This is a genomic window from Legionella stuttgartensis, assembly GCF_977063405.2.
In genome coordinates this window covers 1-26,046 of record NZ_CDRUHA020000033.1, presented here as the reverse complement: position 1 = coordinate 26,046, position 26,046 = coordinate 1, and the positions used below count along the sequence as shown (strand labels likewise).

The window sequence follows — 26,046 nt, the reverse complement described above, 5'->3', positions numbered from 1 at the left end:
AAGCCGATGAAAAAAGCATATCAATTTATTAGATACTACGTACGCAGTTTTCTTTTTATAGAATTATTGCAGGGTTTAAAGTTAACTGGTAAATATTTTTTTAAGAAAAAAATAACTGTACAGTTTCCTGAAGAACAGACTCCAATTTCACCTCGTTTTAGAGGAGCACTTGCTTTGCGACGTTATCCAAATGGTGAAGAACGTTGCATTGCTTGCAAATTATGTGAAGCAGTTTGTCCTGCACTTGCTATAACCATCGAATCAGAACCACGTGAAGATGGATCTCGTCGCACAACGAGATATGATATTGATGTATTTAAATGCATTAATTGCGGCTTATGTGAAGAATCATGCCCTGTAGATTCCATCGTAGTAACACCGGTGCATCATTATCATATCAGTGAACGCGGTCAAAATATTATGACGAAAGAAAAGCTCCTTGCCCTTGGTGATTTATTGGAGCCTAAACTTGCAGCAGATAGAGCTGCTGATGAAAAATACCGATAACGGGGTGCAGCATGCATGAATTATTAGTTCAAACTATTTTTTATATTTTTGCGGCAATAGCCGTTGGTGCTGCCTTTATGGTTATTGTTCAAGATAATCCCGTACGCAGCGTCTTATTTCTTGTACTTACCTTCATTGCAAGCGCAGGATTATGGATCCTTGCAGAAGCTGAGTTTCTTGCACTAATTTTGGTACTGGTGTACGTGGGTGCGGTAATGACACTGTTCCTGTTCGTCGTAATGATGCTTAACATTGATGTGGAAGTGGTTAAAAATCATTACCGTCGTTATTTACCATTTGGTTTAATTCTTGTTGCTCTGTTAACCGGTCTTTTAATGGTATCTATTCCAGCAGGTACTTTTAAGTCGAATGTTGAGACCCAAAGCAATACTGTAATTAGTACACAGTTAATGGATGGAAACCAAAACAATCCTGATGCACCTCGGTCTAATACTGAAGCTTTAGGTATGGTTCTATATACAGATTATTTACTGGCTTTTGAAATTGCAGCAGTGCTGTTATTAATTGCAATTATTTCAGCAATTACCTTAGTACATAGAGGTCCCAGAAAATCGAAAAGACAGGATATCAAACAACAGATCCTGACACGTAGAAATGATCGGGTTGAATTAATTAATATGAAAGCAGAAAAATAAGGTTGGGGAATTCTAAATGATACCTGTTAATAATTACTTAATTCTGGGGGCCATTTTATTCGGTTTTGGTCTTATTGGCATAATGATGAATCGTCGAAATATCATTTTATTGCTGGTCTGTATCGAATTGATGTTACTTGCAGTGAATACAAATTTTATCGCATTTTCACATTATTATAACGAAATTAGCGGTCAAGTTTATGTCTTTTTTATTTTAACGGTTGCTGCGGCAGAAGCAGCAATAGGATTAGCCATAGTGATGTTGCTTTTCAGAAATAGAGGTAACATTGACGTAGATAAGATGAATCATTTAAAAGGTTAACATTGTGAGTATTCAACAACTTTGTCTAATAATCGTTTTAACTCCCTTGGCTGGCTCCATAATTGCTGGTTTTTTCCGTAATCAAATAGGACGAGTCGGGGCACATTCAGCCACTATTTTAGGCGTTGCAATATCTTTTGTTGCCTCGCTGTATGTAGCTTGGCAAGTCTTTTCTGGCGCCATGCCCACTGAGAGTACGGTGCTTTACCATTGGGCAACTGGTGGATTAATTCTTCCGTTTGAATTTAATATCGGTTTTCTGATTGATCCTTTAAGTGCCGTGATGCTAGTGACTGTTAATTTCGTCTCTCTATTGGTGCATATTTATAGTATTGGATATATGGCTGATGACGATGGATACCAACGTTTTTTTAGCTACATTTCCTTGTTTACTTTTATGATGCTGATGTTAGTAAGTGCCAATAATTTCTTACAATTATTTTTTGGCTGGGAAGGCGTAGGTCTTGTTTCTTATTTACTTATCGGTTTCTGGTATCAAAAAGAATCAGCTATTGAAGGTAGCCTTAAAGCATTTATTGTCAACCGCGTAGGTGACTTTGGTTTTCTAATAGGTATTGCATTGGTTTTTGCCTACACGGGTAGTATTGATTACGAAACTGTGTTCAAAAGCGTTAACTATCTTACAACCCAAAATATTGAACTATTTCAAGGTCATCCTTGGTCTTTAGTTACAGTAATTTGTTTAGCCCTATATGTTGGTGCCATGGGTAAGTCGGCACAAGTACCGTTACATGTGTGGTTACCTGAATCAATGGAAGGTCCGACACCTATTTCTGCATTGATTCATGCTGCAACCATGGTTACCGCTGGGGTATTTATGATTGCACGTATTTCACCTCTAATCGAATTTTCCACAACAGCATTAAGTGTAGTTCTTGTGATTGGTGCAACAGGTGCACTCTTTACAGGAATTTTAGCACTCACAATGAACGATATTAAACGGGTTGTCGCCTATTCAACATTGTCTCAATTGGGATATATGATGGTTGGGATGGGTGCATCAGCTTATAGTGCAGGCATGTTTCATCTTCTGACTCATGCATGTTTTAAAGCCCTCTTATTCTTAGGGGCTGGTTCTGTAATTATCGGAATGCATCATGAACAAGACATGCGAAAAATGGGTGGCTTATGGAATAAAATGCCCATTACTTATATAACGTTTGTAATTGGATCTTTAGCTCTTTGTGCTATTCCTCCGCTCGCAGGGTTTTATTCAAAAGATACAATAATCGAAGCGGTCCAATTGTCACAGATCCCTGGAAGTGGTTATTCCTATTTCTGTGTAGTTCTTGGAGCTGGTGTCACTGCCATGTATACCTTTAGATCTTTGTTTATGACGTTCCATGGAAAGCCTCGCATGGACGAACATACTCTAAGCCATATTCATGAGTCGCCATGGGTAGTTTGGTTGCCACTCGTTCTCCTTGCTATTCCTTCAATTATATTAGGCTACGTATTGTACATGCCTATGCTTTTTGATAATCCAACTATTTTAAGTCCTTCTTTATTTGTTCTTCCTCAGCATAATGTATTGGCAGAGCTTGCACATGAAATTACGTCTCCTTTTGCAAGTATGTTGCATTCAGTCTACTCGCTTACGTTCTGGATTACTTTGGCAGGAATTGCGATTGCTTGGATTTGTTATATAGCTGTTCCATCAATTCCAGGCTATTTGGCACGACGTTTTTCACTCATTTATAAAATACTCGTCAATAAATACGGCTTTGATGCGTTTAACAATATAGTTTTTGTAAAAGGCTCTAAGGGTATAGGAACTGTATTTTACAGTGTGGGTGATCAAAAGTTGATCGATGGAATGGTTGTGAATGGCAGCAGTCGACTAGTTAGATGGTTATCAGCTAAAGGTCGCGCTATACAAAGTGGTTATCTGTATCATTATGCTACAGTAATGATTTTTGGATTGCTTGGATTTTTATGCTGGTTGATACTCGGCTGAATATAGGGTGAAGGTATGCATTATTTGCTCAATTTACTAATTTGGTTGCCAGTAATAGGCGGTGTTTTTGTTCTTCTCTCTGGAGATGATCGTAGCCCGAATATTTCGCGTTATTTGGCATTATTTACGGTAATACTTTGTTTACTACTTTGTATCCCTCTTGTTGCAGGCTTCGATCCTAAAGTTCTAGGAATGCAATATTTGGAGGAATTTTCATGGATGCCGTCACTAGGCATTAGCTATAGCTTAGGTATCGATGGTATGTCGTTACTCCTAATTGTGCTTAGCATTTTTACGAATTTAGTGGTGATCTTAGCAACTTGGGAAAGTATTACTAACAGAGTCTCTCAGTATTTAGCTGCATTTTTGATCATGCAGGGACTATTAGTTGGAGTTTTCTCGGCCTTAGATGCCATTTTATTTTATATCTTCTGGGAAGCCACGCTAATTCCCATGTACCTAATTATTGGTATTTGGGGATCAGATAATCGTGTTTATGCAGCGATTAAATTCTTCTTATATACCTTTTTAGGTTCAGTACTCATGTTAGCTAGCTTTTTATACATGGGCTACATTGCAGGTACATTTAGTATTGAAGCTTTTTATGCCATTAAACTGAGCATGACAGCACAAACATTGATCTTTATCGCATTTTTCCTCGGTTTTGCAATTAAGATTCCGATGTTTCCAGTCCATACTTGGTTGCCTGATGCACATACTGAGGCTCCAGCTGGTGGCTCAGTTGTATTAGCAGCAATTTTACTAAAGCTTGGAGCGTACGGGTTTATCCGTTTCTCCTTACCCATAGTTCCGGATGCATGTAGTCGTTATGCCGGGATTATGATTGCCTTATCTTTAATTGCAGTTGTTTATATTGCTTTAGTCGCAATTATTCAAAAAGATATGAAACGTTTAATTGCTTACTCTTCAATTTCACATATGGGATTTGTGACATTAGGTTGTTTTGCCATCTTTGCTATTGCAAAACAATCAGGATTAAGCGCCGCTGGCCTAATCTTAGAAGGTGCTATTGTAGTTATGATTTCGCACGCTTTTGTCTCAAGTGCACTTTTCGCCGGTGTGGGTTATATCTATGACCGTATGCATACCCGTCGTTTAGCTGATTTTGGTGGGATAGTGAATACAATGCCTGTTTTTGCATCATTCTTCATGCTTTTCTGCATGGCGAATGCTGGCTTACCAGGTACTTCAGGTTTTGTTGGTGAGTTCATGGTCATTCTTGGATCACTTAAAGCCGGTTTTTGGGTGACATTTTGGGCTGCTACCACACTTATAACCGCAGCAGGTTATAATCTTTGGATGTATAAACGAGTAATTTTTGGACCTATAGCAAATGAAAAAGTTGCGGAACTAAAAGATCTTTCGGGCTATGAGTTAAGTGCTTATATTTTACTTGCTTTGATGGTGATCGCTATGGGTGTATATCCTAAGCCGTTCTTAGAGTACATTCATCAAACAGTAAGCCATACTCTAGCATTAGCAAGTCAATCAAAATTGTAATCAAGGTTAATCAATATGACAGCATTACTTGAAAATATCCATGTAGCCATTCCGGAAATGATTGTGCTCGCCACCGCATGCATTGCATTGCTTGCTGACCTATTTTTACGGCATCGCTATAAATCAATTTCTTATTTTATCTCCTGTTTCGGTTTAGTTTTAGCTGCTGTTGTAAGTTTTCTTTATATTGGTATGTATAAGGTTATTACACTCAATGGTTTATTCATTAGTGATGATGTAGCCAATTTAATGAAATTCTTTATATACATTACTGTGCTGCTTAGCTTTATCTATTCAAAAAATTATATAGATGAGCGTCAAATGCCTTCAGGTGATTACTATATTTTAGGATTATTTTCTACTTTAGGAATGATGCTTCTTGTTTCAGCACATTCACTACTTACAATTTTCCTTGGCTTAGAATTATTGTCACTACCTTTATATGCTATGACTGCTATTCGTAGAACTGATAGTGATGCTTCTGAGGCAGCAATGAAATACTTTGTGATGGGTTCAATTGCTTCTGCCATGCTTTTATATGGTATTTCTCTAATTTATGGAGCAACTGGAAAATTAGATTTACTCGAAGTGGCCAATGTCATAGCTGCGAACTGGCAACAGCAAAGTACGCTACTCGCATTTGCTATGGTTTTTATCCTATGTGGAGTAGCATTTAAATTAGCAGCCGTACCTTTCCATATGTGGGCACCTGATGTATACCAGGGAGCACCAACTTCAGTTACTTTATTCATTAGTGCTGCACCAAAAGTTGCTGCCTTAGGAATGGCATTTAGATTACTGACTATTGGCCTCGTCGATGTTAGTTCGCAGTGGCAACATATTTTATTGGTGATGACTTTACTTTCTACTGGTTTGGGGAATTTATTTGCAGTAGTACAGACCAGTGTTAAACGGTTATTAGCTTATTCTGCAATATCGCATATTGGATATGCTTTATTTGGTGTTTTAGCGGCGACCGCTTCGGGATACTCTGCAGCGCTTTATTATATTCTCGTCTATTCAATAACCTCAGCCGCAGGCTTTGGTTTAATTGTGCTAATGTCCAACCATGGGATGGAAATAGATAGCATTGATGATTTAAAAGGGCTTAACAAAAGAAATCCCTGGCTCGCATTTTTGATGCTAATCATTATGTTTTCTCTCGCGGGTGTTCCGCCTACAGTTGGTTTCTTTACTAAATTGCTTGTACTAAAGGCCTTAGTTGATGCTCAAATGATGTGGGTTGCCGTGCTGGGCTTATTGTTTACAGTGATTGGCGCTTATTACTATTTAAGAATTGTTAAAATCATGTATTTTGATGCACCAACACATGTTGACCCAGTTGTTATGAATAAGGGAAATGTCATAGTACTTTCTCTTAATTGCTTATCGTTACTGTATTTAGGTATATTTCCAGGTGCCTTAATTGTAGCGTGTATGAATGCTTTCGGTTCCTAAGATAGATTAATCTTTGTTCTGCACTAGAAAATCACCCATTTTTCTTATGCAGAATACATATTTATTTATATTCTTAAGCGAAAGTACTTGCTAAGCGTACTGACTCTCAGTATACTTGCCATCAGTTGACGCGGGGTGGAGCAGCCTGGTAGCTCGTCGGGCTCATAACCCGAAGGTCGTAGGTTCAAATCCTGCCCCCGCTACCACTTATTAAGAACCCCATTTATGGGGTTTTTTATTATGTATAATTTGTAACTGCACTAAAGATAGTAGTAGCCAGTGAAGCAAAGATCGCGCTCGGAATTAATTGTTTTATAGAAATCACTTTCAGAGTTTCAGCTCTTGCCCGAACTTAGGTTACTGTACCGTATTTGTATTAGGCATCCGTGCCCTTTTTAGTTTGTTAATACTATGATACAAGATGAATTGGAACATTTATTAGCTCCGACACTTAATGACATGGGCTATGAGCTTTGGGGATGTGAATATCTTTCACAGGGTAAGCATTCGTTATTGCGCATATACATTGATAAGGCTGATGGAATAGGGATTGAAGACTGCGAAGCAGTAAGTCATCAAGTCAGTGCTTTGCTTGATGTTGAAGATCCAATTTCAGGAAATTATAGCTTGGAAGTATCATCACCAGGTATACCAAGACCTTTATTTAAAAATTGGCAATATCAGCGTTACATAGGCCATGAAGTACAAGTAAAAACTTTTAAGCCAATTGAGGGTAAGCGTAAATTACTTGGTACTATTGTCTCAGCATCTGAGGAAACTTTAGTACTTAAAATAAATAATAAAGATCAAGAATTACTTTTTTCAAATATTGTGAAAGCAAGTTTGACAGTATAGAGAGGCGAACAATGAGCAAAGAATTGTTACTGGTTGCAGAGGCGTTATCAAACGAAAGAGGTGTAAGTAAAGATGTTATTATACTTGCCATTCAGGCTGCATTGGAGTCCGCAACTCGCAAGATCTTTGGTTTAGATATAGGGGTACGAATAAAATTAGATTCCCGCACAGGCGACTATGAAACGTTTAGATATTGGGATGTAGTCAATGAAGATGAGATAGAGCATCCAGATCGCCAATTAACTGTTGAACAAGCAAAAGAACGCAACCCAGCTGCAAAAATTAATGATCGTATAGAAGAGTCAATTCCTTCAATTGAATTTGGAAGAATTGAGGCACAAGCAGCTCGCCAAGTGATTATGCAAAAGGTTAGAGAAGCGGAACGTGAGCTAGTAATTGATCAATTCCGAAGCAAGTTAGGTCAATTAATTTATGGAACTGTTAAGAAAGTTACCCGTGATAATATTATAATTGACTTAGGTGGGAAAGCAGAAGCCTTCTTGCCCCGTACAGAAATGCTTCCACATGAAATGTTTCGCCCGAATGATAGAGTCCGTGCTTATTTATATGAAATCACTCCGCAAGCACGTGGACCACAACTTTTTGTAAGCCGTACTCGTAATGAAATGCTCATCGAACTGTTCCGTATTGAGGTACCTGAAATTGGTGAGAATGTGATTGAAGTGAAAGCTGCGGCACGAGATCCTGGTAATAGGGCCAAAATTGCAGTCAAAACCAATGATGGACGAATTGATCCTGTTGGGGCTTGTGTTGGTATGCGCGGCGCTCGGGTTCAAGCTGTTTCTAGCGAACTTGGTGGTGAGCGTGTGGATATTATTTTATGGGACGATAATCCACCTCAATTGGTGATTAATGCCATGGCTCCTGCAGAAATTTCTTCTATTGTTGTAGATGAAGACAGTCATACTATGGATTTAGCTGTAGAAAAAGATCAATTATCCCAGGCAATTGGTCGCAATGGTCAAAACGTTCGTTTAGCAAGTCAATTAACTGGCTGGACATTGAATGTTATGACTACAGATGAGTTCGAAAATAAGAATTTGGAAGAATCTAGTAAAATTGTTAAGTTATTTACTTCTGCACTGGAAATTGATGAAGAAATTGCTACATTACTCGTAGCGCATGGTTTTTCTTCTCTAGAAGAAATTGCTTATGTTCCCAAAGAAGAATTACTGGCTATCGAGGAATTTGACGAAGAAATTGTTGAAGAACTACGAAATAGAGCAAACGATAAATTACTCACAATGGCTCTTTCTTCAGGCAAAGGGCTATCTGGTTCACCTGATGAAACATTACTCTCAATGGAAGGGATGACCGAAGAGTTAGCTAACAAATTAGCTGCAAAAGGAATTACTTCCATGGAAGATTTAGCTGAGCAATCTGTAGATGAGCTGTTAGAAATTGAAGGAATGACTGAAGAAAAGGCCGGTGCTTTAATTATGAAGGCCAGAGAACCATGGTTTTTATAAGACTATGGATTTATTATAAATTAATGTAGTGCAAATACGCAGTTATCTTCAGATAAAGTATATAACTGCTGAAAGGGGATTAAAATATGGCGGATGTGACGGTTAAACAATTAGCTCAAGTCGTTGGTATTCCGGTTGAACGCTTATTGAACCAGTTACAGGAAGCAGGGTTGTCTTTTACTGATGACCAACAGACTGTGAATGAAGAGCAAAAGCGGATCCTACTCAATCATTTGAAGAGAACCTCTCTGCGTGATGTGAATGTTTCGCCTGAACGAATTACTTTAAGGCGAAAAAGCTTATCGCAAGTCACCGTTGGCCATGATGCTCATAGTGGCAAAACTGTAAGTGTTGAGGTACGTAAGAAAAAAGTTTTTGTAAAACGTACCCCAATAGTAGAGTTGCCTGATGCTGAAGAACCTATTCTATCTGAAGAAAATCAGGACATTCCTGATCAGCATTCTGCGGAAGTTGCTTCAGAGATCCAACAGGTATCTGAAACACCTACTGAATCAGTGGAGCAAATCGCTGAACCTTCTGAAATAATAGTAGAAAATCAAGAGTCTGAAGTCGAAGCCAATCCACAGGATGAAAAAACTGAGGAAGCCCCTGAAAGCTTAGCAACAGAAGTTCCTGAAAGTACAAGTGCAATTGAAGTTATGGAAGAGATTTCCATAAAAGAAGAGCATAAATTGGAAAAGCAACCTAAAAAGAAACATGTAGAGCAAACAATTGAATCGGATGCTGGAGACTTTAGAAAAGTTAAGAAAAAACCCAAATATCAACAAACTTCTTATGATCGTGACGAAGAAGATCAAGAAGGCCATAGACGTGGTGGGCGTAGCAAATTTAAAAAGCGTAAGGGTATAGAGAAATCAGATAAGCTTAAAGAAGCTGAAGAGTCTCTAACACATGGTTTTGCATTGCCAACTGCTCCTGTAGTAAAAGAAGTTTTAATACCTGAAACGATTACGGTCGCTGAATTAGCAAAAAGAATGTCTGTTAAAGCTGCTGAAGTAATTAAGGTAATGATGACTCTTGGAGCAATGGCAACCATTAACCAGGTTATCGATCAAGAAACCGCCGTTATTGTTGTTGAAGAAATGGGCCATAAGGCACGTATTATTAAAGAAGATGCAATTGAAGTAGGATTAGGCGAGTCGATTAATAAGGGTAGTCGTACAGAATCTAGAGCGCCTGTTGTCACGATTATGGGGCACGTAGATCATGGTAAGACTTCGTTACTTGATTACATTCGTCGAACCAAAGTTGCTATTGGAGAAGCAGGTGGTATTACCCAGCATATCGGTGCTTATCATGTTAGTACTCCTAAAGGCGAGATTACATTCTTAGATACTCCAGGTCACGCTGCGTTTACCGCAATGAGAGCGCGTGGTGCGAAGGTCACTGATATCGTGGTGTTGATCGTTGCTGCAGATGATGGGGTTAAACCACAAACTGTAGAAGCAATTCAACATGCCAAGGCAGCGAAAGTGCCAATTATTGTTGCAATTAATAAAATGGATAAGCCCGATGCAGATCCTGATCGTGTCATGAATGAATTAACGACACATGAAGTAATTCCAGAAGCTTGGGGTGGAGATACTATGTTTATCAATATCTCGGCTAAGTCAGGCATGGGTATTGATGAGCTTCTCGATGCAATTTTACTTCAATCTGAGGTTTTAGAGTTAACCGCAGTAACTGACGGTGCTGCGAAAGGTGTAGTTATCGAGTCGCGTTTGGATAAAGGAAGAGGTCCTGTAGCTACTGTATTAGTACAAAGTGGAACACTACATAAAGGCGATATCTTACTTGCTGGGTTCCAGTATGGTCGCGTACGTGCTTTGGTTGGTGATAATGGTGATCTGGTTGATTTTGCAGGCCCATCAATTCCAGTTGAAGTACTTGGCTTATCAGCTATTCCTCATGCCGGAGATGAAGCGGTTGTTGTTCCTGATGAGAAAAAAGCAAGAGAGGTTGCTTTGTTCCGTCAAGGTAAATTCCGAGATGTGAAACTTGCCAGACGCCAGAAATCCACCATTGAAGGCATCATGGAAAATATGGCAGCTGGAGAATCTAAAGTACTTAATGTGGTACTTAAAGCAGACGTTCAAGGTTCTTTAGAAGCAATTTCAGATGCTTTAGTGAAGTTATCGACTGATGAAGTTAAAGTTGAAGTTATTTCAAGCGGTGTGGGTGGTATTACTGAGTCCGATGTACACTTGGCCATAGCATCTAATGCTATTTTGGTAGGCTTTAACGTAAGAGCTGATAGCAGCGCTAAGAAATTGGCAGAGCATGAGTCAGTGCAGCTGCATTATTATAGCGTCATCTACGACATTGTAGATCAGATTAAAGGCGCTTTAACGGGTATGCTTGCTCCGCAATTTAAAGAAGAAATTATTGGTATTGCTGAAGTTCGTGATGTATTTAAATCACCTAAAATTGGCGCGATTGCAGGTTGTATGGTTGTCGAAGGAGTTATTAAACGTAATAATCCTATTCGTGTCCTGCGTGCCAATGTGGTTATCTATGAGGGAACTTTGGAATCACTACGAAGATTTAAAGATGATGTGGTTGAGGTTCGCCAAGGGTTTGAATGTGGAATTGGAGTTAAAAATTACAATGATGTTAAACCAGGCGACCTAATTGAAGTATATGAAACAGTTGAAATTAAGCGTGATTTATAAAGATGGGTCATAATTTTAAACGTACAGATCGAGTCGCTGAGATGATTCAGCGAAAGTTAGCGCAGATAATACCTATGGAAGTAAAAGATCCGCGCTTAACCGGGTTCGTCACTATATCTGCTGTAAAAGTTGCTGCTGATTTGGGCCATGCTAAGGTATATTTTACTGTGCTGAATGATGATAAAGAAACTGCAGCGACTATTTTAAATGCTGCTGCGAGCTATTTGCGTAGCGCTTTGGCACGAAGTATTACTTTACGTACAGTTCCTCAGCTTCATTTCGTATATGATGAGTCAATAGAATATGGGCAACGTTTAAGTCGTCTCATTGATGAAGTAAATCCGCCAGTTTCCGATGATAATGAAAGCAATTGATCTTTTAGCATTAGATGGAATTTTATTACTAAATAAATCAGAGGGAATGACTTCCAACACGGCGTTGCAGAAAGCAAAAAGGTTGTTAGGCGCAAAGAAAGCTGGTCACACTGGAAGTTTAGACCCGCTCGCTACAGGTATGTTGCCTCTTTGCTTCGGCGAAGCCACAAAAGTATGTCAATTTTTGCTTGATGCAGATAAGTGTTATCAAACTACGGGTTTGTTAGGTATTAAAACGAATACTTCTGATGCAACAGGTGAAATAATTGCTCGTGTTGAAGGATTTACAGTTTCTGAGACAAATTTGCTTGATGTATTAAAAGAACATACAGGTCATATACAGCAGATTCCCTCCATGTTTTCCGCTTTAAAACATAATGGAACACCTCTTTATCGTTTGGCTAGAGAAGGGATCCACATTGAGAGGAAGGCACGTGAGATTCTGATTCGTACTTTGCAACTTGATGCATTTGACGGTACTCGATTTTCATTAACAGTAACCTGCAGTAAGGGAACTTATATTCGCAATTTGGTTGAAGATATTGGCGATGTTTTAGGTGTTGGGGCTCATGTAACTCGCTTACATCGGGTTTATACCTCAGGCTTAGAGAATATGCCTATGTATTCTCTAGATGAATTAGAGGCAATGTCTAGTTCCGAACGAACAGCTTGCTTGATTCCTATGGATAGAGCCGTCAGTCATTTGGAGAAAGTGACTCTTCTGAATGATGAAATTATTAGCATTCGTCAAGGTAGAGTAGTAACAAATAAAATAGATGTAGAAAAAGCAGATTGTGTTCGTCTTTATGACGAGAAAGCACAGTTTATTGGGTTAGGTGAACGAAATATCCAGGGTGATATTAAAGCGAAACGATTACTTTCTTTTTGATCATTTTCACATAAGAAAGGTGTGAGCACGTAAAATATGAAATTTTTTGCACAAAAATAATTTTCAGTACTTGTTTCGTTGGACATGCCTTGGTAGAATGTTCGCCTTTAAATGAATACTTAGTAGTTCCGGGAGTGTATAATGTCGCTAAGCAGCGCAGATAAAGCAGCAATTGTTAAAGAATACAAGCGTTCCGATAAAGATACTGGTTCGCCTGAAGTTCAGGTTTCTATTATTACTGGTCGTATTAAATATTTAACTGAGCACTTTAAAGAACACAAAAAAGATTTTCATTCTCGACGTGGACTGCAAGAACTTGTTAATAAGCGTCGTAAGCTGTTGAAATATTTAAAGCGTAACGATGAAGCTCGCTATCAAACATTGATCCAAAGTTTGGAACTGAGAGATTCTTATTGATTGCTGAGCAAATACATTTCTTTACGAATGTACTTTACAAAAAAATACTTTAAATAAAGGCGCAATTTTCTGCGCCTTTTTTTCGTTATAATTACTTAATGAGGAAGATTACGTGGCTAAGTTTACAAAAGAAATAGCATTCGGTGACCACACGCTTATATTGGAAACAGGTGAAATTGCGCGACAAGCGGATGGAGCAGTATTAGCCAGTATGAATGGCACTCAAGTATTAGCTACAGTAGTTGGTAAAAAAGAAGGTGGCGATGAAAATGGGTTTTTCCCATTAACGGTAAATTACCAAGAAAAATTTTACGCAGTAGGTAAAATACCTGGTGGATTTAATAAACGTGAAGGCAGGCCATCAGATAATGAAACGTTAACTTCCCGACTTATAGATCGCCCTATTCGTCCTTTATTTCCAGATGGATTTTGTAACGAAGTACAAGTCATTGTTACCGTTCTTTCTTTAAACCCAGAAGTTTCTGCAGATATCGTTGCAATGGTTGCATCCTCTGCAGCATTAGCTCTTTCGGGCGTCCCTTTTAATGGTCCCATTGGCGCTGCTCGTGTAGGTTATAAGGACGGCATTTACTTATTAAACCCAAGCCGTAAGGAACTGGAGCAATCCAAACTTGACTTAGTCGTAGCAGGCACTAAAGATGCTATTTTGATGGTCGAGTCAGAAGCTAAAGAATTAAGTGAAGACATTATGCGCGGCGCTATTATGTTTGGTCATGAAATGATGAAAAATGTGATCAAAGGAATAGAAGATCTCGCAGCACAAGGTGGGAAAACTCGGTGGGAATGGACCGCGCCTGAAGTAGATACATCTTTACAAGAACGCGTTTCTGATATGGTGAAACAAGACGTTGAGGCAGCCTATCTGATTAAAGACAAGCAAGAACGTTATCAACGTTTAGATGTGTTAAAAGAACAAGCAATATCAGCTTTGCAAGCAGAAAATGATGAGTTAAAAGCTGATGTTATTGGTAATATGTTTGTTGAAATAGAGCGTGCTACTGTACGAAATCGAATTCTTGATGGCGAGCCTCGAATTGATGGCCGTGACCACAAAACAGTTCGCCCAATTTCCATTCGCACAAAACTTTTAGAAAGAACACACGGCTCTGTGTTGTTTACTCGCGGCGAAACCCAAGCGATTGTTGTTGCTACTTTGGGTAATGAGCGTGACGCACAAATCCTAGATAACATTACTGGTGAATCAAAAGATCGATTCATGTTGCATTATAACTTCCCTCCTTATTCAGTAGGGGAAACAGGCATGGTTGGTAGTCCCAAGCGTAGAGAAATTGGGCATGGTCGCTTAGCAAAACGTGCAATCATCGCTGTTTTGCCTGAAGCCAACGAATTTCCCTATATACTAAGAGTTGTTTCTGAAATCACTGAATCAAATGGTTCAAGCTCGATGGCAACAGTATGTGGTACTAGCCTTGCGTTGATGGATGCTGGTGTTCCATTAAAAGCACCTGTAGCTGGAGTCGCAATGGGCCTAATTAAAGAAGGCGATCGTTATGCGGTGTTAACGGATATTTTAGGTGATGAAGATCATTTAGGTGATATGGATTTCAAAGTAGCAGGTACCGAGCAGGGAATCACTGCATTACAAATGGACATTAAAATCCAGGGAATTACTAATGAAATTATGGAGCAAGCTTTAGACCAAGCATTGGCTGGTCGCTTACATATCCTGGGTGTAATGAATAATGCATTATCAGAGCATCGAGAAGAATTATCCCAGCATGCACCAAGAATTACTACTATGAAAGTTGCTGAAGACAAAATCCGTACAATTATTGGTAAAGGCGGCGCAACGATTAAAGGATTAATTGATAGCACGGGTGTTTCTATTGATATAGATGATACGGGTGTTGTTCAATTATTTTCTCCCGATATGAATGCTTTAGAAGAAGCGCAAAAACAAATTAAGGCATTAATTGCAGAAATTGAGGTTGGCCAAACTTATCAAGGTAAAGTAAGTAAAATCGTTGATTTTGGTGCCTTTATAAATCTTTTGCCTGGTAAAGATGGATTACTCCATATTTCTCAAATCTGCAGCGATCGATCACAAAAGGTCGAGTCGGTGCTTCAAGAGGGTCAAGAGATCGCCGTATTTGTTGCTGGTATCGATAAGCAAGGTCGTGTGAAGCTTGAGTGGAAAGATAAACCCCAAGCAGAAGAAACAGCTGCTCCTGCTGAGGAAGCTCATCATGAAGAAGAACATAATGAAGCAGAAAAGAGTATTCGTGACGGAGAAGAAGAATAAGGAATAATCGTTCTTCCACATGCATAGTGTGGAAGAAGGATTTTAGTTGTTAACCTGGGTGAGAAAAAGATACTTTACCCGGGTTACACGCTACTTCACCCAGGCAATTAGGCTAAAAATGGAGACGGAAAGGCAGGATTACTTATTCTGAGTTAAGGTTAAGAATTCGGCTCGACTCGTTGGACTATTGCGCATATCACCAAGCATTACTGAGGTGGTCATTATTGAGTTTTGTTTCTCGACACCACGCATCATCATACATAAGTGTTTTGCTTCAATGACTACAGCTATACCACGTGCTCCGGTAATTGATTCTAAGCAGGTTGCTATTTCTGAGGTTAACCGCTCTTGAATTTGTAAACGTCGCGAAAAGTAATCAACAATACGGGCTATTTTCGATAATCCTATTACTTTTCCATTAGGAATGTATCCAACATGACACTTGCCAAGAAATGGAAGTAAATGGTGTTCGCACATGGAATACATTTCAATATCTTTGACGATAACCATTTCACTCATGTCCGAATCAAAAAGCGCGTCATTAATAATATCTTCCAAGCTCTCATTGTACCCTTTAGTTAAATAACGCATGGCATTGGCAGCACGTGCAGGAGTATCAAGCAACCCTTGTCGATCTACATCTTCGCCTAATTGTATTAGCAGTTCTTTATATAGTTTTTCCATTGTTTTTTCCTACCCAGGGGGCCATGTCATACGACGTCCGCCCAGTAAATGTAAATGAATATGATATACTGTTTGGCCACCATCGGGATTAATGTTGAAAACTAATCGATATCCTGCGTCACTTATTCCTTCAGTTTGAGCAATTTTCTTTGCCCCTAAAATCATTTTTCCCAACAGGGCCTGGTCTTCATCGCTGGCATCATTCAACGTAGCAATATGTTGCTTCGGAATAATCAGCAGATGTTTAGGAGCTTGCGGGTTGAGATCACGAAAAGCCATTATCTCATCGTCTTCAAAAACTACTGATGCAGGGATCGCACCTTGTGCAATTTTGCAAAACAAGCAATTCATAAGCAATCTCATTTTGATTAAAAAAGGCTATTATACATTGCATTGCTTATAATGCGACAGCTTCTCTTTGCCTTTTAATGTGTTTTTTCGCATAATAGCGGCTTTATGTTGTAATTTCGCATTAGAGCCAAGATTATTATTTAAAATAAAGTGATATTGATGAGAGTTGTATGTTCCTATAGAAGGCTTGTGCCTTAAGGGAGAAAGGTTGTTGAGTTTTAAAGGCTTATATACTTAGCGTTTTACATGTATTTTTATTCGATTAAGAGGGGAGAAGAATAAATGAGTTTAATGAGAATTAGTAGTGGTCGTGATTTACCAAGAGAAATTAATGTAATTATTGAAATCCCTATGCATAGCGAACCTGTAAAGTATGAAGTAAATAAAGAATCTGGAGTATTATTCGTTGACCGTTTTTTAACAACCCCCATGTTTTATCCTGTCAATTACGGTTATGTTCCTCATACTTTATCTGAGGATGGGGATCCTGTTGATGTTCTCGTGGTGACTCCTGTTCCTCTTGTTGGTGGCTCGGTTATCCCATGCCGACCAGTTGGTATGTTAAAGATGACTGATGAGTCAGGCATAGATGCTAAAATATTAGCTGTTCCAACGAATAAGCTAACTAAAATTTATGAATCGGTTGAGTCACATGAAGATTTGCCGCAGCATCTATTAAATTCTTTAGAACACTTTTTCAGTCACTATAAAGATTTGGAAGAAGGTAAATGGGTTAAACTGGATGGTTGGGTTGGTCCAGAAGCTGCATTCGAAGAGATTAAGTCTAGCGTAGCTCGTTATAATAAAGAACAAAAATAGATAAATTTCATTCTGTTGAAAAATTTCTGGGCTTGGGAGAAAGGCATAAAGCCTACAACTAAGCCCATTGTTGTACTATCCGAATTGTATCTTTAAGACGTTCAAGGTTGTCCCTCTCTCGCTTTCTTTGAAACCATATGATACTTTATTTCGTGTTATAAAAGCTGAGGAAATTCGGTGACATACCATCTTTCTACATTGTTTATCATACTATTTTTTTTAATTCTGTTGGCGGCGTTTTTTGCAGCCACTGAAATCGGTATGATGTCGATCAATCGTTATAAGCTAAAACATTTAGTCAAGAAAGAGAATAAACAAGCTTCGCGAGTGAATCAAATACTCTCTCGACCTGATCGACTATTGAGTGTTGTTTTAATCGGTAATACTCTGGCTAATATTCTTGCGTCAACAATTGCAACTTTGATTGGCCAGCACATTTATGGTGATGCAGGTATTGCGATAGCCACCGTCATTTTGACGCTGGTGATTTTGGTTTTTGCTGAAATGATACCTAAAACATTTGCAGCAATTTATCCACAACAAGTTGCATTTGTTACCTCATTACCTTTACAAATACTCCAATTGATTTTTGCTCCTTTGGTTTACATCAGCAGTTCTATGTCTAACGGCGTACTACGTTTATTTCGAATCTCAATTGACAAAATACAAAAGGAATTGTTAACGAATGAAGAATTACGCTCAGTGGTGCATGAAGCAGGGGGGCTATTACCAGTCGAGCATAAAAGTATGCTGATTAGTCTTCTGGATTTAGAACAAGCTACTGTAGAAGATATAATGATTCCTAAATCGGATATTGTTGGTATCGATATCGAAGAGCCTTGGTCAGAAATTCTGTATCAATTAGAAACAGCAAAACATACACGCTTGCCATTATACCGTAATTCAATTGATGATCTGGTTGGAATGATTCATGTACGTGATGTGCTAAATCTGGCTATAGAAAATGAGTTAAATCTTGATAGTCTACTGAAAGCAGCCGATAAACCATATTATATTCCTGAGGCTACGTCGCTTAATATTCAAATTTTAAATTTCAGAAAAATGAAGCGACGTAGTTCTTTTGTTGTGGATGAATATGGCGATATTCAGGGTTTAGTGACAATGGAAGATATACTTGAAGAAATAGTAGGCGAGTTTACTACTGATGTGGCTGCTCTAAGTCGAGATATCACCCCGCAAAGCGATGGTTCAGTTATTGTTGATGGAAGTTTAACATTACGTCATCTAAATCGCTTAATGGGTTGGCAATTACCTATGATAGGGCCAAAAACGTTAAGTGGATTAATTGTTGAACATCTTGGTTATATTCCGCCAGCTGATTCCTGCTTGACAATAGAAAACTATCGGATGGAAATATTAAAAGTCGGCGACAACACAATTAAAAGTGTCAAGATGTTCAAAATAAGTAAGAAGCGCAAATAAGTCTATTTTGTATCGCTTTCTTTTAAAGTGGATACGTGTGCGGTAAACATATAACCTCCATTGCGAATGGTTTTGATTAATGCCGGTTTTTTTGCATCCACTTCAATTTTCTGACGTAGTCTACTTATTTGCACATCGATTCTTCGGTCAAATGGATTCAGATCACTATTTTTAGTGATTTGTAACAGGAGCTCCCTATCTAGGATGCGCTGGGGTTGCAGTACAAAAGTAAGTAACAAATCATATTCCCCTGCACTTAATAATAATTCTTCATGGGTCTTATCATGAAATACTTGCCTGGAAGCGGGATAGAGCTTCCAGTTGGAGAAAACTAGAACTTCCTTTTCATGATCAGATTGTGGTTTTGCACGTAAGACACGTCGGTTTATTGCACTGACTCGAGCATGTAGCTCCCTGGGTAATAAGGGCTTTACAATAAAATCATCTGCTCCCGCTTCGAGGACTTTAATGCAGGCATCTTCATCCGGCGTGTCGTTTAAAATCAATAAAGGTACAGGATAATTTGTATAAAATTGGTGAATTGATTGAAGGTCATTTTTTAAAATTGACCAATGAATGAGAATGGCAATAGGTTTCCCTACCCCACTTTGAATGGGTGTAACTAATTGGTTTTGCTGTACAATGTTGATGTTAAATTGTGCAAAATATTTCTTGAGATCCTCACTCACAGGATCGTTATCAATGAATAAAAGATAACTGGGTTGTGGCATTAATTTATTCCCATTTTTTTGAGCAGTATTCGTCATAATTTTGGCAAGATTAGTATCGACTTGCAATTATTTTCGATATTATTCTATGAGTTATTGATATTTATTTGCTGTCTTTCGCGGAACCATGACTATCTTTAATCTTATAACATATAGGTAGGATACAATTTCTCCAGCGAATACAATTATACCAGGACGATGCTTGAGGAGTAGGGATGACTCAAAACAGAAATCAGTTTTCAAGTTGGTTTGTAACAGACAATGATCGAGCAAAAACCTTGGTCAAACACGAACTTAAATTGATGAAAAATGATCTTCATGGATATATAGAAGATTCTTACGAGTTAGAAATGCATCCTAAAGTTGAGTTATTGTGTCGCTCTATAGCAAATAAATATCTAGATTATTTGCAATTATTGGATCAGAAAGCAGTAGCGTATACCCGAAAAAAACTAGAGCGTGAATTATCTTGGTCTGAACGTTTTAATCAGATCACTCTTTTAGAACAAAAATTGGCTTCGTCTCTAGATGTTGAAGAACAAAAAGAGCTTTTATTGCAAATTATCTCTTTATATCAATGTGCTCCATCTATTGAATCTTCAGTGTCTAGTCAGGTTCATCTTCAGTCACAATTAAAACAATTATTTTCCGAGCGAGAATTGAATTTATGGCTGGAAGGATTCGTTGATTTTGTGAATAAAAGTGATAGTGGGCAGTGTGCATGGGTAGCATTTTTTTATGACTGGAATGTTCAACAACAACAAGTTGCATTGGATTTTTTTGCTAATCCTCAATTTGCTGATTTGGTGAATGCAATTTTCCTCTATAAGATACATCCAGATAAATTATTCGCGGATGTAATTCATCCTGAAAAATTAGTTTCGGTGCAGATGCGTCTAGAGATATTGCATTCTTATATCGAATTAATGCAACAAAAACTGTATGAGATTGCTTTACAGAAAGAATTAGAGTTAGGGGTGGACTATTTTTTGCATGATGAAGAGTTACCTCAGGGTATTAGGATTGAAACCAATGAAGTGTTTAGACAAATGATTCAATCAGCAGTAAAAAGCCTAAAACTTAACTCAAATCCAATCTCCGCAAAACGAAATAACGTTGATTACATATCGGATTTGAAGCGCGCTTACAAATTCTGGTTTAACCCGAATCGTTTAATTGATGCGGTGATGGTACTTCAACAAAATATGTTGTCAGGTGTAGTAGAGCAAGAAAAGAATCCAATGCTTTTCCAAGTAAAAATGTTGGCATTATACAATCAGCTTACGACCACCGAATGTTTAGATTTATATGGCTACTTTGCCAACAATGATACGCACAATTTACTGTATACTTTCTTTAATATCACCGGTGGGGGTACTTTTGATTGGTTACCTTTACTTAATGATGACGAAAAAATAGCAGTTCTAGAGGTTTTTGATGCATTGCGCTGTGTTATGGATGCTTTGCGTATCGAATTAGGGAATAGGCATTTTCTCACTGAACCCTATATGTATGATTTAGCGATTTCAAACATAGAAATAAGTTATCGTAATCGAGATGCAGTATTTAGAGTGATGACACTTTATAAGCCCACGCATGTAATCCATGGCAATGCTATTGAGCAGTTATTCCAGTCTGTAGAAGACTAGTTGATTAAGCTAACGCTCTTTCTTTTTCCCTTCTAAAAGGAATGAGCGTAAATGTTTAATGATTAAAGCACCGAGTTTTCGTTCTCTTCCCGATTGTGTCAATGGAATGCCGATCTTTCGTGAAATTTTAGCTTTAAGAGCAGAGATTCCAATAAGTCTTTTCCATGAAAATCCACCACGATTCATTATTCTAACCCTTAGGATAAATGGGTGAGTATACTATTGTTTTACTCGGTTTAGGAGTTCCAAAATTTTTTATTATGCTTTTATTCGTGATCAGTGGATGGGCTATTTATATGCCAATTATAGATGTAACTATCAATGGTATTTATGTGCTTAAGTTGACTTTGCAACGGCTCTTTTGCAAATTGCAATAAATGAAAAATGATATCCTGCTTGGTGCCACCAAAATCCTCTTCAAACCAATCATATAATTTAGAGATGATCAGTTTTCCCTCAATGACGCTTACTCCTCTAAGAGAATTAATGTAATTTGCGGCAGCTTGGTTTAATTGTTCTTCAATAAGTTTACCCTGGTAGACTTTTCTACTTAAATTGGGAGCGCCAATGGTGCCGTTGCTTAGAGCATAATGAGTACGCGGATCATTCCAAATCGCTCTAATAATGCGATTGTTAATGTCGTCTAAGGTTAAAGAAGTATCTTTAACAGTAATGAGGTTTGCACCCCAGGGGCCTATGCTGAATAATCCTGGGGAGATATTAATTTCTTGAATTGTAGTTACTGGGTAATAATTGGCTATAACTTGAACCGTCAAAGCATTGTATAGATTAATCCAATAGGCCAATTGCTCATTACGGTTGTAATTATTAATATCAATTTCAGCCATGTTTTTTAAATAGTCTTTAAGCAAGTTTAAATCTATTTGTGTCATATGAGCATAATCAACTAGGTTGATGTTTTCTTCATTGGTCACAATACGTCGATTAAGGAAATTTTGCCAAAGTTGATGCGAAATAACTTCCTTTGATAGCGGGCTATTTACCTCCCATTTGGGCCATAAACTTTTATAAAAAGAGGCATTGGCCAGTCCGGAAATGAGAAGCATTAATATGAAAATGTATTTATTGCGGTACACTGTTTTAAACATGAATTATTGCTCTATTGCGAAGGGCGTTCCCTATAGTATTTCCATCCAAAAACTCTAATTCTCCTCCAGAGGGAATTCCATGCGCTAATTGAGTAATGTTTATTGATAAATCACGCAAAAGCTGGTGGATAAAATGAATGGTAGTTTGTCCTTCTACGCTGGGGCTTAACGCTAAAATAACTTCTTTAATTTCTTCTTGAATGATGAGATTTTTTAGTCGGGGTAACCCTATATCTTCTGGGCCTAAGCCATCAAGCGGAGATATTTTTCCCATGAGAACAAAATACTTACCTTGAAAAGCATTGCTTTGTTCTATAGCAGATACATCAGCTGGACTTTCCACAACACAAAGCAAGGAAGAATCCCGATTTGGATTTTGGCAAAGGGTACAAATTTTTTGTTCTGTATAGTTAGCACAACGCTCACAATGGTGAATGTTATTCATTGCTTGCTCAAGACATGATGCAAGGTTTAATCCTCTCTGTCTTTGATGCTGAAGCAAGTGAAACACCATGCGTTGTGCTGATTTTGGACCTACGCCTGGTAGACAGCGGAGCGCTTCTACCAGGCGGTTTAGCATATCCATCGTTAGGATTATTCCTTATCACCCTTGTCGCCGCCCATTAAATCAGTTGGAATATTTAGACCAGCTGTTAATTGACTGATTTTTTCCTTAGATGCTTTTTCAATTTTCCGTACAGCATCATTGATTGCTGCAGCAACTAAGTCTTCCAACATTTCTACATCTTCTTCCATCATAGTAGGTTTGATTTTAACTTCAGTGGCATCATGTCGGCCATTCATTTTAATAACTACCATGCCACCACCAGCTTCACCTGTAACAACTAATTGACTTAATTGTTGTTGCGCTTCTTGCATACGTTGTTGCATTTTTTGCGCTTCTTTCATCAGGTTGCCAAGATTTTGATTCATATCCATTATTAAGGCCTCATATGTTTAGATTTAAATTCGATATATTATAAGTCATCTTTCAGCGGGACAATAGAATTTTTGACCAATTCTGCTGAAAATTCTTGCTGAAGTTGTTGGAACATAGGATCATTTTTTAATGCAGCTTCTGCTTTCAGTTGTTTCTGTTGAGTTGCCTGCTCTTTTTGCTGTGCAGGAGAGGATTGAACTGATTCATCACTGTTTAAAATAATTTTTACTTGATTTTGGTAATATTGGCTCAGTGCTGTTTCAATGCGCGAGAGTATCGTTGGTGTAAACAGAGATTGATGTCCTTTGGCCACACGTAAAGTTACCTCTCGTCCATCTTTAGCGACTAATTCAGCATTTTCTGCTGCATTGAGTGCTAAACCAGTGAGCTTTAGGTGCGGGATAATACTCGCCCAATCGTTTGCTTCTTGATGAGTAACCTGCGGTTGTTCTTCTTTTACTTGGTTATCTAGATTTGCTGGAAGATTCGATAAATCCTGAGATTGTTGTTCTGAAACCTTCTCCGGAATCTCTTGTAGCAAAAGAGGTGGTTGTTGCTGCTCAGAGGGTAACAATGTTTTATAAGGTGCTAAAGGAGGGCGGGCTTCTTTAAGGGCAGGTCTAAACGTTAGCATACGCAACAGGGTCATATTAAAGCCGATGATTAACGTAGGAGCAAGATGAATTTCCTCGCGCCCTTTAAGACCAATTTGATAAAAAAGTTGAGTGTCTTCGGCTGAAATGTGTTGCGCTAGAGTCCTGATTTGTGATGAAGGACTAATTAGAGGATTATTGTCTCCAATGACTTGATATACAGCTATTTGATGAAGATAGTTAAGTAATTCATCTAATACATACTGAAAATGTCCGCCTTCAATTGAAATCCATTGACTAATTTTTAATACAGCAGCTGCATTTTGTTCTGCTAAGGCATCTATTAATTGCAGGGCATAATCTTGTTGGGTATAACCCAGGATCATTTTGACATCATTTGCACATAATTGGGTATCACAACCAGTAATAGCTTGATCCAAAAGACTTAATGCATCGCGCATGCTGCCGCGCGCAGCTTTAGCTAATATATCAACAGCCTCAATTTCAAAACCTAGTTGTTCTTCTTTAAGAATCAGCTGCAAATGCTGACTGATTAACTCTGTCGCCAAATGCTTCAGATTAAATTGTAGGCAACGAGATAAGACAGTTACAGGAAGCTTTTGTGGATCTGTTGTAGCTAAAATAAATTTGACATGTTCCGGGGGCTCTTCCAGCGTTTTGAGCAGCGCATTGAAACTATGCTGCGAGAGCATATGAACTTCATCAATTAAATAGATTTTAAAACGACCTATAGCGGGTGCATATTGGACGTTATCTAATACATCACGGGTATCCTCAACTCGAGTTTTAGATGCACCATCAATTTCGATTAAGTCGATAAATCGTCCCTGTTCTATTGCATTACAAATAGTGCACTGCAAACAGGGTTCTGAACTAATGCCTTTCTCACAATTTAAAGACTTGGCTAAAATTCGAGCAATACTGGTCTTTCCTACACCGCGAGTGCCGGTAAATAGATAGGCATGGTGTAATCGCTGTTGATTCAGCGCATTTATCAATGCCTTATTGATATGGTCTTGGCCAACCAGTTGGGAAAATGTGCGTGGTCGCCATTTACGGGCAAGTGCCAGATAGCTCATACATGTTTTCACGAGTTGGGCGGCAGCTCTAAGAGCCACACTCCGGCGCTCGAATCAATCGCTACCGCTGCTCCCTTCCGGGCCTGACGGGGTTCACGATCTATCGCCGCGAAGGGACCAATAGAGCCACCATAGTTGAATCGCGAAGATTAACAAAAAAAAGGAGGATTAGCCAGACTTGGCAAAAAATAATTTATTAAAAATGTATGTATTAGGGATACCTAGAGGAGTCATAAGAATAATATCTTAATTAAAGAATCCGGTGTTCTCTGCGAAATGTGAAACCAAATAGTTTTATGCAAGCCGCTTTGGGTATGTTTTAGACTGTTCAAATTCACTATCTTCTTTTAATGGTATTTTCTCACGTTCTCTTTGTAATTCACGGCCTCTTTTCAGTTCAGGCCTATAATCATCAACAGAGGGGGCGTCACTTATGTCGCTAAGAACTTTTGCTGATGCACCATTAGGATTGCGTTTTGCTTGATCTTTAAGTCGCTGAACAGCGGTCTCATAATCTGGGTTATCATCAAAAAAATGATGTGCATTAAGAGAAAGAAAACTAGTTTTTTCTTTAGATAACTTTATTAATTGTTCAACTTTAGCAAAATCATCATATCTGATTAGTGCTTCACGAAAATCGGCAGGAGCTTAAGGTAGGGCTCAATATTCCATTTTTGCCCTCAGTAACTTATCCTAATTCAATTAATGAAGATTTAGTTCGTTCGCCATAACCTGCTTTTCTACCATAACTATGTTTAATAATATCATCTAGAGAATTTATAGAGTCCTCTGTCCAGGTTTTAATTCGAGTCAAATAGAGTGTACAAGCTTGGTGTGAGGAATGGGAAGAAATTAAAAAGTATTAACGCTGTAAATCAAATTATGAGTTCTCATTGATAATAAATACTAATTTATCACTCATTAATATATATTCCTCTCTCGAACGGAACTAGAACACCTGGTATTTTTTTTAAAAAAAATGAAAAAAGTGTTTGACACTGAGGGTGAAATCAGTAGAATACGCAGCACGCCTTCGGGGCAGGTTCATTAAGAAGAGAGAAGACAAACTGTGTGGGCACTTTGAATAACCTTTGAGTGCTTAGAAGTATAAAGAAGTAAAGAAGCTGGTTTTAAACTAGCACAGGAATTGAACTGAAGAGTTTGATCCTGGCTCAGATTGAACGCT

23 protein-coding genes, 1 tRNA gene, 1 other RNA gene and 2 pseudogenes are annotated in these 26,046 nt (G+C 38.3%); 18 read left to right on the top strand and 9 right to left on the bottom strand.

Annotation, left to right across the window (positions count from 1 at the left end):
- Positions 1 to 6 precede the first annotated feature (6 nt).
- The 15 genes and pseudogenes from nuoI (at position 7) to pnp (ending at position 15,444) form a co-directional block, all read left to right on the top strand.
- Positions 7 to 507 (top strand): NADH-quinone oxidoreductase subunit NuoI, encoded by a 501-nt coding sequence (nuoI, locus tag ACWTEW_RS08770; RefSeq protein ID WP_454781307.1) that lies wholly within the window; start codon positions 7 to 9, stop codon positions 505 to 507.
- Positions 508 to 518: 11 nt separating this feature from the next.
- A complete protein-coding gene (locus ACWTEW_RS08765) occupies positions 519 to 1,163 on the top strand; it encodes an NADH-quinone oxidoreductase subunit J (RefSeq protein ID WP_454781306.1) in 645 nt (214 codons plus the stop codon).
- Between the two features lie 16 nt (positions 1,164 to 1,179).
- Positions 1,180 to 1,485 (top strand): NADH-quinone oxidoreductase subunit NuoK, encoded by a 306-nt coding sequence (gene nuoK / locus ACWTEW_RS08760; RefSeq protein ID WP_058476995.1) that lies wholly within the window; start codon positions 1,180 to 1,182, stop codon positions 1,483 to 1,485.
- A gap of 4 nt (positions 1,486 to 1,489) precedes the next feature.
- Entirely contained in the window at positions 1,490 to 3,463 is a 1,974-nt protein-coding gene (gene nuoL / locus ACWTEW_RS08755) for an NADH-quinone oxidoreductase subunit L (protein WP_454781305.1), read from the top strand.
- 15 nt (positions 3,464 to 3,478) lie between these two features.
- Positions 3,479 to 4,984: a complex I subunit 4 family protein gene (locus ACWTEW_RS08750; RefSeq protein WP_454781304.1), complete on the top strand. Its 1,506-nt coding sequence runs from the start codon at positions 3,479 to 3,481 to the stop codon at positions 4,982 to 4,984.
- A 15-nt stretch (positions 4,985 to 4,999) separates the two neighbouring features.
- Entirely contained in the window at positions 5,000 to 6,442 is a 1,443-nt protein-coding gene (gene nuoN / locus ACWTEW_RS08745; RefSeq protein WP_454781303.1) for an NADH-quinone oxidoreductase subunit NuoN, read from the top strand.
- A 129-nt stretch (positions 6,443 to 6,571) separates the two neighbouring features.
- Positions 6,572 to 6,648 (top strand) — tRNA-Met (locus ACWTEW_RS08740).
- A 205-nt stretch (positions 6,649 to 6,853) separates the two neighbouring features.
- Positions 6,854 to 7,297, top strand: coding sequence for a ribosome maturation factor RimP (gene rimP, locus ACWTEW_RS08735; protein WP_454781302.1), 444 nt, complete (start codon positions 6,854 to 6,856; stop codon positions 7,295 to 7,297).
- Between the two features lie 11 nt (positions 7,298 to 7,308).
- On the top strand, positions 7,309 to 8,787 hold the full coding sequence (nusA, locus tag ACWTEW_RS08730; protein WP_454781301.1) for a transcription termination factor NusA: 1,479 nt from the start codon (positions 7,309 to 7,311) through the stop codon (positions 8,785 to 8,787).
- 86 nt (positions 8,788 to 8,873) lie between these two features.
- Positions 8,874 to 9,183, top strand: a pseudogene (locus ACWTEW_RS08725) (translation initiation factor IF-2 associated domain-containing protein); the annotation flags it as partial.
- 275 nt (positions 9,184 to 9,458) lie between these two features.
- Positions 9,459 to 11,480: pseudogene (gene infB, locus ACWTEW_RS08720) on the top strand (translation initiation factor IF-2); the annotation flags it as partial.
- Positions 11,481 to 11,482: 2 nt separating this feature from the next.
- On the top strand, positions 11,483 to 11,854 hold the full coding sequence (rbfA, locus tag ACWTEW_RS08715; RefSeq protein ID WP_454781300.1) for a 30S ribosome-binding factor RbfA: 372 nt from the start codon (positions 11,483 to 11,485) through the stop codon (positions 11,852 to 11,854).
- Positions 11,841 to 12,743, top strand: coding sequence for a tRNA pseudouridine(55) synthase TruB (truB, locus tag ACWTEW_RS08710; RefSeq protein ID WP_454781299.1), 903 nt, complete (start codon positions 11,841 to 11,843; stop codon positions 12,741 to 12,743). The genes rbfA and truB overlap by 14 nt, the downstream gene beginning before the upstream one ends.
- Positions 12,744 to 12,884: 141 nt before the next feature.
- Entirely contained in the window at positions 12,885 to 13,160 is a 276-nt protein-coding gene (gene rpsO / locus ACWTEW_RS08705; RefSeq protein WP_454781298.1) for a 30S ribosomal protein S15, read from the top strand.
- A gap of 112 nt (positions 13,161 to 13,272) precedes the next feature.
- On the top strand, positions 13,273 to 15,444 hold the full coding sequence (gene pnp / locus ACWTEW_RS08700; RefSeq protein ID WP_454781297.1) for a polyribonucleotide nucleotidyltransferase: 2,172 nt from the start codon (positions 13,273 to 13,275) through the stop codon (positions 15,442 to 15,444).
- 138 nt (positions 15,445 to 15,582) lie between these two features.
- On the opposite strand, the gene folE is transcribed toward pnp, so the two are convergent.
- The gene (folE, locus tag ACWTEW_RS08695) at positions 15,583 to 16,128 is read right to left on the bottom strand and encodes a GTP cyclohydrolase I FolE (RefSeq protein WP_454781296.1); all 546 of its coding nucleotides are present in this window, start codon (positions 16,126 to 16,128) and stop codon (positions 15,583 to 15,585) included.
- A 9-nt stretch (positions 16,129 to 16,137) separates the two neighbouring features.
- Positions 16,138 to 16,479 carry a histidine triad nucleotide-binding protein gene (locus tag ACWTEW_RS08690; protein WP_454781295.1) on the bottom strand — a complete coding sequence of 114 codons (342 nt, stop codon included), beginning with the start codon at positions 16,477 to 16,479 and terminating at the stop codon, positions 16,138 to 16,140.
- 282 nt (positions 16,480 to 16,761) lie between these two features.
- Here ACWTEW_RS08690 and ppa point away from each other — a divergent pair, with 282 nt between their 5' ends.
- Positions 16,762 to 17,298, top strand: coding sequence for an inorganic diphosphatase (gene ppa / locus ACWTEW_RS08685; RefSeq protein ID WP_454781294.1), 537 nt, complete (start codon positions 16,762 to 16,764; stop codon positions 17,296 to 17,298).
- A gap of 177 nt (positions 17,299 to 17,475) precedes the next feature.
- Positions 17,476 to 18,741, top strand: coding sequence for an HlyC/CorC family transporter (locus ACWTEW_RS08680; protein WP_454781293.1), 1,266 nt, complete (start codon positions 17,476 to 17,478; stop codon positions 18,739 to 18,741).
- Between the two features lie 2 nt (positions 18,742 to 18,743).
- Here ACWTEW_RS08680 and ACWTEW_RS08675 read toward each other — a convergent pair whose 3' ends face one another.
- Positions 18,744 to 19,472, bottom strand: a complete 729-nt coding sequence (locus ACWTEW_RS08675; RefSeq protein WP_454781292.1) for a winged helix-turn-helix domain-containing protein — start codon at positions 19,470 to 19,472, stop codon at positions 18,744 to 18,746.
- A 212-nt stretch (positions 19,473 to 19,684) separates the two neighbouring features.
- Between ACWTEW_RS08675 and ACWTEW_RS08670 the strand changes: the two genes are divergently transcribed.
- Positions 19,685 to 21,118: a hypothetical protein gene (locus ACWTEW_RS08670; protein ID WP_454781291.1), complete on the top strand. Its 1,434-nt coding sequence runs from the start codon at positions 19,685 to 19,687 to the stop codon at positions 21,116 to 21,118.
- Positions 21,119 to 21,127: 9 nt separating this feature from the next.
- Here ACWTEW_RS08670 and ACWTEW_RS08665 read toward each other — a convergent pair whose 3' ends face one another.
- The 6 genes from ACWTEW_RS08665 to ffs form a co-directional block, all read right to left on the bottom strand.
- On the bottom strand, positions 21,128 to 21,304 hold the full coding sequence (locus tag ACWTEW_RS08665) for a hypothetical protein (RefSeq protein ID WP_454781290.1): 177 nt from the start codon (positions 21,302 to 21,304) through the stop codon (positions 21,128 to 21,130).
- 80 nt (positions 21,305 to 21,384) lie between these two features.
- The gene (locus ACWTEW_RS08660; RefSeq protein WP_454781289.1) at positions 21,385 to 22,227 is read right to left on the bottom strand and encodes a DUF547 domain-containing protein; all 843 of its coding nucleotides are present in this window, start codon (positions 22,225 to 22,227) and stop codon (positions 21,385 to 21,387) included.
- Entirely contained in the window at positions 22,220 to 22,813 is a 594-nt protein-coding gene (gene recR, locus ACWTEW_RS08655) for a recombination mediator RecR (RefSeq protein ID WP_454781288.1), read from the bottom strand. The genes ACWTEW_RS08660 and recR overlap by 8 nt, the downstream gene beginning before the upstream one ends.
- Before the next feature lie 8 nt (positions 22,814 to 22,821).
- Positions 22,822 to 23,166: a YbaB/EbfC family nucleoid-associated protein gene (locus tag ACWTEW_RS08650; protein ID WP_019232941.1), complete on the bottom strand. Its 345-nt coding sequence runs from the start codon at positions 23,164 to 23,166 to the stop codon at positions 22,822 to 22,824.
- 38 nt (positions 23,167 to 23,204) lie between these two features.
- Positions 23,205 to 24,860: a DNA polymerase III subunit gamma/tau gene (gene dnaX / locus ACWTEW_RS08645; RefSeq protein ID WP_454781287.1), complete on the bottom strand. Its 1,656-nt coding sequence runs from the start codon at positions 24,858 to 24,860 to the stop codon at positions 23,205 to 23,207.
- 26 nt (positions 24,861 to 24,886) lie between these two features.
- Positions 24,887 to 24,983, bottom strand: an RNA gene (gene ffs / locus ACWTEW_RS08640) — signal recognition particle sRNA small type.
- Positions 24,984 to 26,046: the final 1,063 nt, after the last annotated feature.

What these genes read in the sequence shown, in the direction of transcription:
- ACWTEW_RS08665 (WP_454781290.1), bottom strand. Translation starts at nt 21,304, where the DNA reads ATGAATCGTGGTGGATTTTCATGGAAAAGACTTATTGGAATCTCTGCT.
- rbfA (WP_454781300.1), top strand. Translation starts at nt 11,483, where the DNA reads ATGGGTCATAATTTTAAACGTACAGATCGAGTCGCTGAGATGATTCAG.
- folE (WP_454781296.1), bottom strand. Translation starts at nt 16,128, where the DNA reads ATGGAAAAACTATATAAAGAACTGCTAATACAATTAGGCGAAGATGTA.
- dnaX (WP_454781287.1), bottom strand. Translation starts at nt 24,860, where the DNA reads ATGAGCTATCTGGCACTTGCCCGTAAATGGCGACCACGCACATTTTCC.
- ACWTEW_RS08650 (WP_019232941.1), bottom strand. Translation starts at nt 23,166, where the DNA reads ATGGATATGAATCAAAATCTTGGCAACCTGATGAAAGAAGCGCAAAAA.
- ACWTEW_RS08750 (WP_454781304.1), top strand. Translation starts at nt 3,479, where the DNA reads ATGCATTATTTGCTCAATTTACTAATTTGGTTGCCAGTAATAGGCGGT.
- nuoK (WP_058476995.1), top strand. Translation starts at nt 1,180, where the DNA reads ATGATACCTGTTAATAATTACTTAATTCTGGGGGCCATTTTATTCGGT.
- nuoI (WP_454781307.1), top strand. Translation starts at nt 7, where the DNA reads ATGAAAAAAGCATATCAATTTATTAGATACTACGTACGCAGTTTTCTT.
- recR (WP_454781288.1), bottom strand. Translation starts at nt 22,813, where the DNA reads ATGGATATGCTAAACCGCCTGGTAGAAGCGCTCCGCTGTCTACCAGGC.
- ACWTEW_RS08675 (WP_454781292.1), bottom strand. Translation starts at nt 19,472, where the DNA reads ATGCCACAACCCAGTTATCTTTTATTCATTGATAACGATCCTGTGAGT.
- ACWTEW_RS08660 (WP_454781289.1), bottom strand. Translation starts at nt 22,227, where the DNA reads ATGTTTAAAACAGTGTACCGCAATAAATACATTTTCATATTAATGCTT.
- rpsO (WP_454781298.1), top strand. Translation starts at nt 12,885, where the DNA reads ATGTCGCTAAGCAGCGCAGATAAAGCAGCAATTGTTAAAGAATACAAG.
- ACWTEW_RS08690 (WP_454781295.1), bottom strand. Translation starts at nt 16,479, where the DNA reads ATGAATTGCTTGTTTTGCAAAATTGCACAAGGTGCGATCCCTGCATCA.
- rimP (WP_454781302.1), top strand. Translation starts at nt 6,854, where the DNA reads ATGATACAAGATGAATTGGAACATTTATTAGCTCCGACACTTAATGAC.
- ACWTEW_RS08765 (WP_454781306.1), top strand. Translation starts at nt 519, where the DNA reads ATGCATGAATTATTAGTTCAAACTATTTTTTATATTTTTGCGGCAATA.
- ppa (WP_454781294.1), top strand. Translation starts at nt 16,762, where the DNA reads ATGAGTTTAATGAGAATTAGTAGTGGTCGTGATTTACCAAGAGAAATT.
- nuoN (WP_454781303.1), top strand. Translation starts at nt 5,000, where the DNA reads ATGACAGCATTACTTGAAAATATCCATGTAGCCATTCCGGAAATGATT.
- ACWTEW_RS08670 (WP_454781291.1), top strand. Translation starts at nt 19,685, where the DNA reads ATGACTCAAAACAGAAATCAGTTTTCAAGTTGGTTTGTAACAGACAAT.
- nusA (WP_454781301.1), top strand. Translation starts at nt 7,309, where the DNA reads ATGAGCAAAGAATTGTTACTGGTTGCAGAGGCGTTATCAAACGAAAGA.
- truB (WP_454781299.1), top strand. Translation starts at nt 11,841, where the DNA reads ATGAAAGCAATTGATCTTTTAGCATTAGATGGAATTTTATTACTAAAT.